At 31.2% G+C, this 7,356-nt stretch carries 8 protein-coding genes; 3 read left to right on the top strand and 5 right to left on the bottom strand.

Translation table 11 applies throughout. The annotated features are described in order from the left end of the window. Window positions 1-181: 181 nt before the first annotated feature. A complete protein-coding gene (locus tag ABI657_RS12375; RefSeq protein WP_348097575.1) occupies window positions 182-673 on the bottom strand; it encodes a nuclear transport factor 2 family protein in 492 nt (163 codons plus the stop codon). Window positions 674-930: 257 nt separating this feature from the next. On the opposite strand from ABI657_RS12375, the gene ABI657_RS12380 reads away from it, so the two are divergent. The 3 genes from ABI657_RS12380 (at window position 931) to ABI657_RS12390 (ending at window position 2,038) form a co-directional block, all read left to right on the top strand. After that, window positions 931-1,605, top strand: coding sequence for a hypothetical protein (locus ABI657_RS12380; protein WP_348097576.1), 675 nt, complete (start codon window positions 931-933; stop codon window positions 1,603-1,605). A gap of 83 nt (window positions 1,606-1,688) precedes the next feature. After that, window positions 1,689-1,934: a type II toxin-antitoxin system ParD family antitoxin gene (locus ABI657_RS12385; RefSeq protein ID WP_348097577.1), complete on the top strand. Its 246-nt coding sequence runs from the start codon at window positions 1,689-1,691 to the stop codon at window positions 1,932-1,934. Then, window positions 1,934-2,038, top strand: a complete 105-nt coding sequence (locus ABI657_RS12390) for a type II toxin-antitoxin system RelE/ParE family toxin (protein WP_348097578.1) — start codon at window positions 1,934-1,936, stop codon at window positions 2,036-2,038. The genes ABI657_RS12385 and ABI657_RS12390 overlap by 1 nt, the downstream gene beginning before the upstream one ends. A 483-nt stretch (window positions 2,039-2,521) precedes the next feature. On the opposite strand, the gene ABI657_RS12395 is transcribed toward ABI657_RS12390, so the two are convergent. The 4 genes from ABI657_RS12395 to ABI657_RS12410 form a co-directional block, all read right to left on the bottom strand. Continuing rightward, window positions 2,522-2,836: an HPF/RaiA family ribosome-associated protein gene (locus ABI657_RS12395; protein WP_348097579.1), complete on the bottom strand. Its 315-nt coding sequence runs from the start codon at window positions 2,834-2,836 to the stop codon at window positions 2,522-2,524. A gap of 156 nt (window positions 2,837-2,992) precedes the next feature. After that, window positions 2,993-6,133, bottom strand: a complete 3,141-nt coding sequence (locus ABI657_RS12400) for a DUF3427 domain-containing protein (RefSeq protein WP_348097580.1) — start codon at window positions 6,131-6,133, stop codon at window positions 2,993-2,995. Then, on the bottom strand, window positions 6,130-6,525 hold the full coding sequence (locus ABI657_RS12405; protein WP_348097581.1) for an NUDIX domain-containing protein: 396 nt from the start codon (window positions 6,523-6,525) through the stop codon (window positions 6,130-6,132). The genes ABI657_RS12400 and ABI657_RS12405 overlap by 4 nt, the downstream gene beginning before the upstream one ends. A gap of 75 nt (window positions 6,526-6,600) precedes the next feature. Further along, window positions 6,601-7,074 carry a hypothetical protein gene (locus tag ABI657_RS12410; RefSeq protein WP_348097582.1) on the bottom strand — a complete coding sequence of 158 codons (474 nt, stop codon included), beginning with the start codon at window positions 7,072-7,074 and terminating at the stop codon, window positions 6,601-6,603. Window positions 7,075-7,356 lie beyond the last annotated feature (282 nt).

Here is a 7,356-nt window from a genome sequence, read left to right on the forward strand (position 1 = left end):
AAATAGAGGTTTACTTTTCATTTTAGTAAATTTTGTAAAATTGCGTATGGTTTTTTGAGAGTATCTTATTTTGAGCTTCTAAATTTACGCTATTGTTGTGAAATATATTATAATGTAATTGACACCCTTAGTTGAATATCACTAAAAAAGTTATCATTATAACAAGAATGACAAAGATTGTCTATTTTTTTTGAAGTTTCTGAATCAAAATGTCTTCTATTGGGGATTTTGCTTTTATAACAGCATCCACCTCATCATTTGGAATCGTCATGGATAATACATAATGCTGAATCTTCCATTCGTTTCCAATTTTTACCAAAACACCGGAACCACGGCAGATTTTCATTTGAGTATTCAGCAATTCATCAAACCAGGCTGTTTTTCCGGATTTGTCCAAAAAGATGTGGCGCTCCAAAGTGGTAAAACTCCATGTTTTTCCTGTATCGAAAAAAGGTTTCGCCCAGACTTTAAAATCGGGTTTGATCCAGTTTTCGGTGGCGTCTGTACCAATAAAAATAGCATCCTCGCTCATGAGGTTAAAGTAAGCATCAAATTTTGCATCAGCGGCGGCTTTGTGCCATGTTTCTAAGGTTTTGTTGATGTTTTCTTTTTCAGAAGTTTGTGCATTTGCAAAAACAGTAACGAATAAAAGGAATAGAATTGATTTTTTCATATCTGATAATATTTGAGTTTAAAGATAAATTAATGATTGTTAATGAGAGAAAGTTTCACGCAGATTTTGCAGATTCAGCAGATAAAATTTTAGATAACTATAAAAAAAATCTGCCAGATCTGCCAAATCTGCGTGAAAACAATATTTTTTTGCATGAATGTAAACATACTTAATTTAGAGGGGTTAAATTTTAACAACAATGACTTATCCGGTTTACATTCAAAACCATTATATTTGAGTTCTTAAATTTCATGATCATGAATCCGAAAATCTACATCACTTCCATAGCCATTGTCTCTTTAGTTTTTGTTTCCTGCAAAAAGGAATTAGAACCTCAGCAAAGTACTCCTGAATCTGAATTAGTAGCTTTGGGACTTGCAAAAGATACGACCAAGACTGCCACTTCGGTAGTACAAAATCCGACGACTAATCCGAATACCGTTTTGAGTGAAAATGGCGGAATCAATCCTGCCCACGGAAAACCGGGACATCGTTGTGATATTGCTGTTGGCGCTCCTTTAAATTCGGCTGCAACACAAGGCCAGGCTACAACGGCTCAGCCAGCACAAACCGTTCAGGTAAATCCGAATCAGCAGAATGTTGTGACAACAACTGTTGCTTCTCCGGCAAAAGTGGCTAAAGGAATGAATCCTTCCCACGGACAGCCGGGACACCGTTGTGATATTCCGGTAGGTTCGCCTTTAAATTCGCCTGTTGCCAAAACAACAGCTGCAACAACAACCTCAGCTCAAAGCGGAAGCACTGAAAAAACTTTTACCGTTACGCCACCTGCAAATTCTACCGTTCCAGCGTTATTAAGTACCGAAAGTACTAATTCGGCTGCTGTAGTCGCTGACGGAATGAATCCTGCACACGGAAAACCGGGACACCGCTGCGATATTTCCGTAGGAGCACCTTTGCCAAAATCGTAAAGTTAGAAGTAACTTTAGCTCAAAAATGGAAAAAATTTCAAATTTAATACCAATTATTGGTGTCTTTGATAAAAATAAAAATTATGGCACGGAATACATCAATATTACTAGGAGAGTATTTTGAAAGCTTTATTAATGAACAAATTTCTACCGGGAAATATAGTTCAGTAAGTGAAGTTGTCAGAACTGTTTTAAGAGTTTTTGAGCAAGAAGAAACTAAAACAAAATCGCTAATCAATGAACTAAAAATTGGTGAAAAAAGTAGTAAAATCAGAAATTTTGACCGCAATAAAAATCTTGAAATGCTCAAAGCTAATTTTCAAAAATAATGCCTGAGTATATAATTAATGAAAAGGCATTAGACGATATTAATAATATTTGGATTTACACGGCAGAAAACTGGTCTATTGAACAAAGCAGATCGATATTATAACTTAATCATTGACGAAATTGAATATATCGTACATAATTTAGATATGGCTCATGACTTTGGGAAAATTAGAAAATCATATAGATATTCAAAAGTGAAGTCACATTTAATTTTTCTTTAAAAAAGATAAAATAAATGAAATTGAAGTCGTTAGAGTTTTACATGAAAAAATGGATGTTGTAAACAGATTAGCGGATAAATAAAAAAAGCTACTGCTAAGAGGTACTACAGCGGATTTGCGCAATTGGCCTAATGGAAAAATGGTTCTTGTATTTGAAATGATTTACTTCGTCTATTCGCTGTCGGTCGGGTGCAATCCGAAAATAAGGCTTAATGTAGTGCCAAACCCGCTGTAGTAACAGAACGAAGTTGTAAAGGGAAAAAGAAAACCTTACAACTTTTCACTCTGTGTCTTATTACCTCTTCCAATTATAAAAAAAAAAGACGTTTCAATTTGAAACGTCTTTTTTTTTTATAATTGGAAACTTAATATTCTTTCATTTTCTCGAAAGTCGTAGTAAGTGATTTTTTAATTTTGCTTAAAGCGCCACTAAATGCTTTTTCAATTGTATCAGAATGGTCTGTAACGGTAAGCGGCTGTAAATTGGCAATACGGACTTCAATTGCACATCTTTTATCGTTCAGGCTGAATTTCTCGCCGTTTTCATCTCCAAAGTGTACTTCAACGCGGGTTATTTTTTCTTCGAAACGGGCTAATCCTTTTTCTAATTCTGCAGAAAAATACGTTTCTACTCTTTCGTGTCCATCTATATTCTTGTCAGTGTTGATTTGAATTTTCATATCGGTTTATATTTAATGATTGTTTCTCAAAGCTATTTTATTTAAGATGAAAAGCCAAGTGAGTTAAGGAAAGATTATGAAAATTTTTGGGGAAATTTCAACGCCACGTTTGTCATTCCGAACAATAAGGAATCTTCGCAAGTAGCTCCGCAATAATTATCCAATTGACATTTTTGCAGATTCTTTCCAAAGATAATTTGGAATAGGTTCATTTAATTCCCATTTTACATTCATTGGCTTTTCTCCTTCATTTTCTTTAAAATTTGCTTCTCCAATAAAAACATAACCCATTGTATTTCCATTTTCGTCTTTTGCTTTTTCTCTGATGAAAAGTAAAATCTTCTTGTCATTTTCTATATGTCTAACATATGATAATCCTTTACCGATATCTGGTCTTGATGAATTTTGACTTTGCCAATGAAATAAAGTTTCACTAATTGCATAATCATCATACATTGTAGTTGGAGAAAAATTCTCTTCGGATTTAATTAAATTGATAAAAAGCAATTCTGTATTTAAATCTATATTCTCTGCAACACCTTCTCGGCTTGATGATTTTCTGTCAAAAGTACTTAGTCTAAAAGCTGATAAAATTTGATCTCTTGTATACCTAGCATGTAATTTTAGTGGCTGATTATATGGTAATTGAATGTCTATTTCTTTGAAATCAACTTTGTCAATTAGTATTTCTAAGACTTCAATAATCTCATTTACTAAAATTTTATTTTTTCCAATTGATTGAATGCTTTGTTCTAAAGACTCATAACCTCCCGCACTTTGCCAAACATCGTAATGTAGCATTAGAAACATAGCTTTTTCATTCTCATTATAATCATCAATTTTTACGTTGAAGTTTAATTTTGCAATCTTAAGTATAAAATTAAAATAACTTGTTGAGTTTGTGGAAAGCCACTTCTTACTTATAGCAGAATAAATCTGTTTTTCGTTAGTGTTCTCAAAATCATCAATTACTCCAGCTTTTTTGCATAATCTTGACCAACTATCTTTTTTGTAAATCGTTTCAATTGGAATATGATATAATTCAATAAAATTATTGAGTGTTAATGGTAAAGAAAAATGATGTTGAAAATCTGTAATTTTCTTAATAAGTTGATTTACATTTATAGATGTTGCCTTTCTAATATTTTCGAGGATTGTATCTTTTGTTTTTTTCTCTAAAACAATTGAACAGCCTAATGGTAAATGTGGAAAATCATCTTCAATTTCTTTTTGAACTGATGTTGTTGTTTTACCAATTAAAGCTCTGAATTTAGTTTCAAAGTCATATTCAGGCCTCGAATTTCCGACGAAATCTAAAACAGTCAAGCAATCTTTTCCATCTGATAAACGTAATCCACGACCTAATTGTTGAAGAAAAACAGTCAAACTTTCAGTTGGTCTTAAAAACAGAACTGTATCAATTTCAGGAATATCCACACCTTCATTGAAAATATCAACTACAAATAAATAATTAAATTCTTTTTTCTTAAACTGTTCCCTAATTCTATCTCGGTCACTAGAATTTTTAGCCGTTAAATATTCTGATTTTAGCCCTGCTAAATTGAATTTTTCAGCCATAAAAGTGGCGTGTTCAATTGTTACACAAAAACCAATAGCACGAACATCATTTATATCATTTGTATATTTATCAAGATTGGAAATTATTTCACCAACACGAACATTGTTTTTGGTGTACAAACTTGTCAATTCGCTAGCTACATATTTGCCTTTTTCCCATTTCACATTAGTTAAATCGATACTATCTGTTATCCCAAAATATTGAAATGGGCACAATAATTTTTTATTTAATGCTTCAGGCAATCTGATTTCAGCAGCAATACGATTACAGAAATCCTCAAGAATATTTTCGTTGTCCATTCTTTCGGGAGTTGCTGTCAATCCTAAAAGCACTTTGGGTTTAAAATAATTTAAAATTGGTCTATAACTCGACGCTGAAATATGATGCACTTCATCTATAACGATGAAATCATAATATTCAGGAGAAATTTTAATTTCTTTAAGTCTGTTGTTTAAAGTTTGAACAGAAGCAAAAACATATTCATTAGAAGTTGGTTCTAATCCATCAACCCATAAATCTCCAAAATTATTATCCTTTAAAACTCCTTGAAAAGTAGCTTTAGCTTGTTGTAAAATTTCTTTTCGATGAGCAACAAAAAGCAGTTTTGAAGATTTATTATTTTTTCTAAAATTTTTATAATCAAATGCTGAAATTACTGTTTTCCCAGTTCCAGTGGCAGCAACTAAAAGATTTTTGTATCTATTATGGATCGTTCTTTCAACTTCTAATTTTTCAAGAATTTCATTCTGATAAGGAAATGGTTTAATGTCAAAGTAAGAAGTAGTAAAAGTATATTCTTTTGAAAACTTACCTTGTTTGAGAGCATCAACTAATTTCTCAGAATGAATGGTTTCGTCATACAATTCAAAGTCTGCATTTTGCCAATAGGCTTCAAATGTTTTTTTGAATTTATCTACAATATGACCAACTTCTTTAGTTGTTACTTTTAAATTCCATTCCAAACCGTCAGTTAAAGCAGAGCGAGAAAAATTCGAAGAACCAATATAAGCGGTATGAAAACCTGTGTTTCTTTGAAACAAATAGGCTTTTGCATGCAATCTTTCATTTCCAGTATTATAAGAAATTTTAACTTCTGTATTTTGTAAAGAAGCTAAAAATTCAACTGCTTTTGAATCTGTTGCGCCAATATAAGTTGTTGTAATTACTCTTAATTTTCCGCCTCTTTCCGTAAACTCTCTTAATTCACGTTCAAGAATTCTAATCCCTTTCCATTTAATAAAAGAGACCAGTAAATCGATTTTATCTGATGATAATATTTCTTTTCGCAATTCGCTTTCTAAAGTTGTTCCTGAATTTCCACCAGTAAAAAGTTCGCTATGAATCAATCTTGTATAAGGAGTGATTTCATTTAAATGCAAATCCAAATCTGTGAAATGTGCATCTACTTTTGTAAAAACAGCTTTTAAAATTTTTCCTTCTGTTTCGATCAAATCTCCTTCAAATTCTTCTTTCTTAAGTTCTTCTTTTAGAAACAAAATGATCTTATTTGCTATTTCAATTTGTGTTTCAAGAATATCTTCTCCCTTTATTAAAGTAAAGGCATGTTTAATTGTTTTACCGATATGTTGTGATAGTAATTGAGCAGCTTCTGCTTTATCAATTGGAGTTTTCTTTACGTGAAAAGTTTCTTTATCTAGCTCATTTATTTTAAAGTTGATTAGCTTGGTTACTAATTCTTCATACAGACCTTGATTCATAATTCTACTTTTAAAAATTCCTCAACAATTGGCAAATCCGCTTCTGCCCAATCTAAATTTAATAATTCTGATTTTTCTAACAACATAAAACAATTATGTTCAGCTAAAGTAATCTCCCCTGATATATAATTAGCCACAAAAGGAATTAAATTTATTTTAAAAGGTCCATAATCATATATACTATTTGAAAGTCTTTTTAAAACATCAATTTCAATATTTATTTCTTCTTTAATTTCTCTTTTAACGCATTGTATTTCATTTTCATTTTCTTCAACTTTCCCACCTGGAAATTCCCATTTTAAAGGTAATTTCATTTTTTCACTGCGTTGTGTTACTAAGATTTTTTTGTCTTTTAAAATAATTGCACACGTGACGTTTATGATTTTAGTCATTTTATTAGAGTGATGAATATTTATTAACTAAACCTAATATTAGTAAAATATAATCATATTAACTATTCTTATTATTTAGATGTTATGATTTTCAGGATACATTATATTAAAGTAGTTTTCAAATGCTTTACAAAGTAGTTCTTTGTCTACTTTAAATAATTCCTTCCTAATATCCCAACCTTTAATGTATTCTTCATCATCTTCGAAAATTTCTTTACCATCAAGTTTTCGACTTAATATATCACTTAACAAAACGTTATTGCATTGATGGTATTTTGGGTAATACTCAGAAATGAATTCCCAATAATCAAATTTATCTTCGCTTTCTTTTTCTTCTTTATGATCGTTTTCTTCGAATTCATTAATCACTAGAAAATCTAGCCAACTTATTGCTTCTCCGATTCCTTTGTAAAAAGAATTTCTTTCCAATTGAGTTTCAAAAGTGTATTTTTTCACGTTGATTATTTTTTCATAATCAGTCAGCTCTTCATTATTGTGATACTTCATTACTTGCTGTTCACCGAAAATTATTTTTACTAAATATTTCATTTCTTTATATTTTTTGTTACTGTCATAAAACTTCTTTAATAAATTCAAATATAGTTGCGTGCGTACAATTGGCCCGCGTACAATTGGCCTCGTGATTTAATAGTTATCAACTTTATATTAACTACTGTTTTTGAGTTAACTCCATAAAAAAAGCCAATCAAATCCTGATTGGCGTTAAATAATATTTCTAAATCTCCTAATAAAACCCAAAACCCCTAGCCCTGATCGAAGCCTACCGTGTGGACACATCTAAGAATAATTGCCATCCTTCCATTATTGCTG

It is taken from the genome of Flavobacterium sp., assembly GCF_039930565.1.
GTDB lineage: Bacteria > Bacteroidota > Bacteroidia > Flavobacteriales > Flavobacteriaceae > Flavobacterium.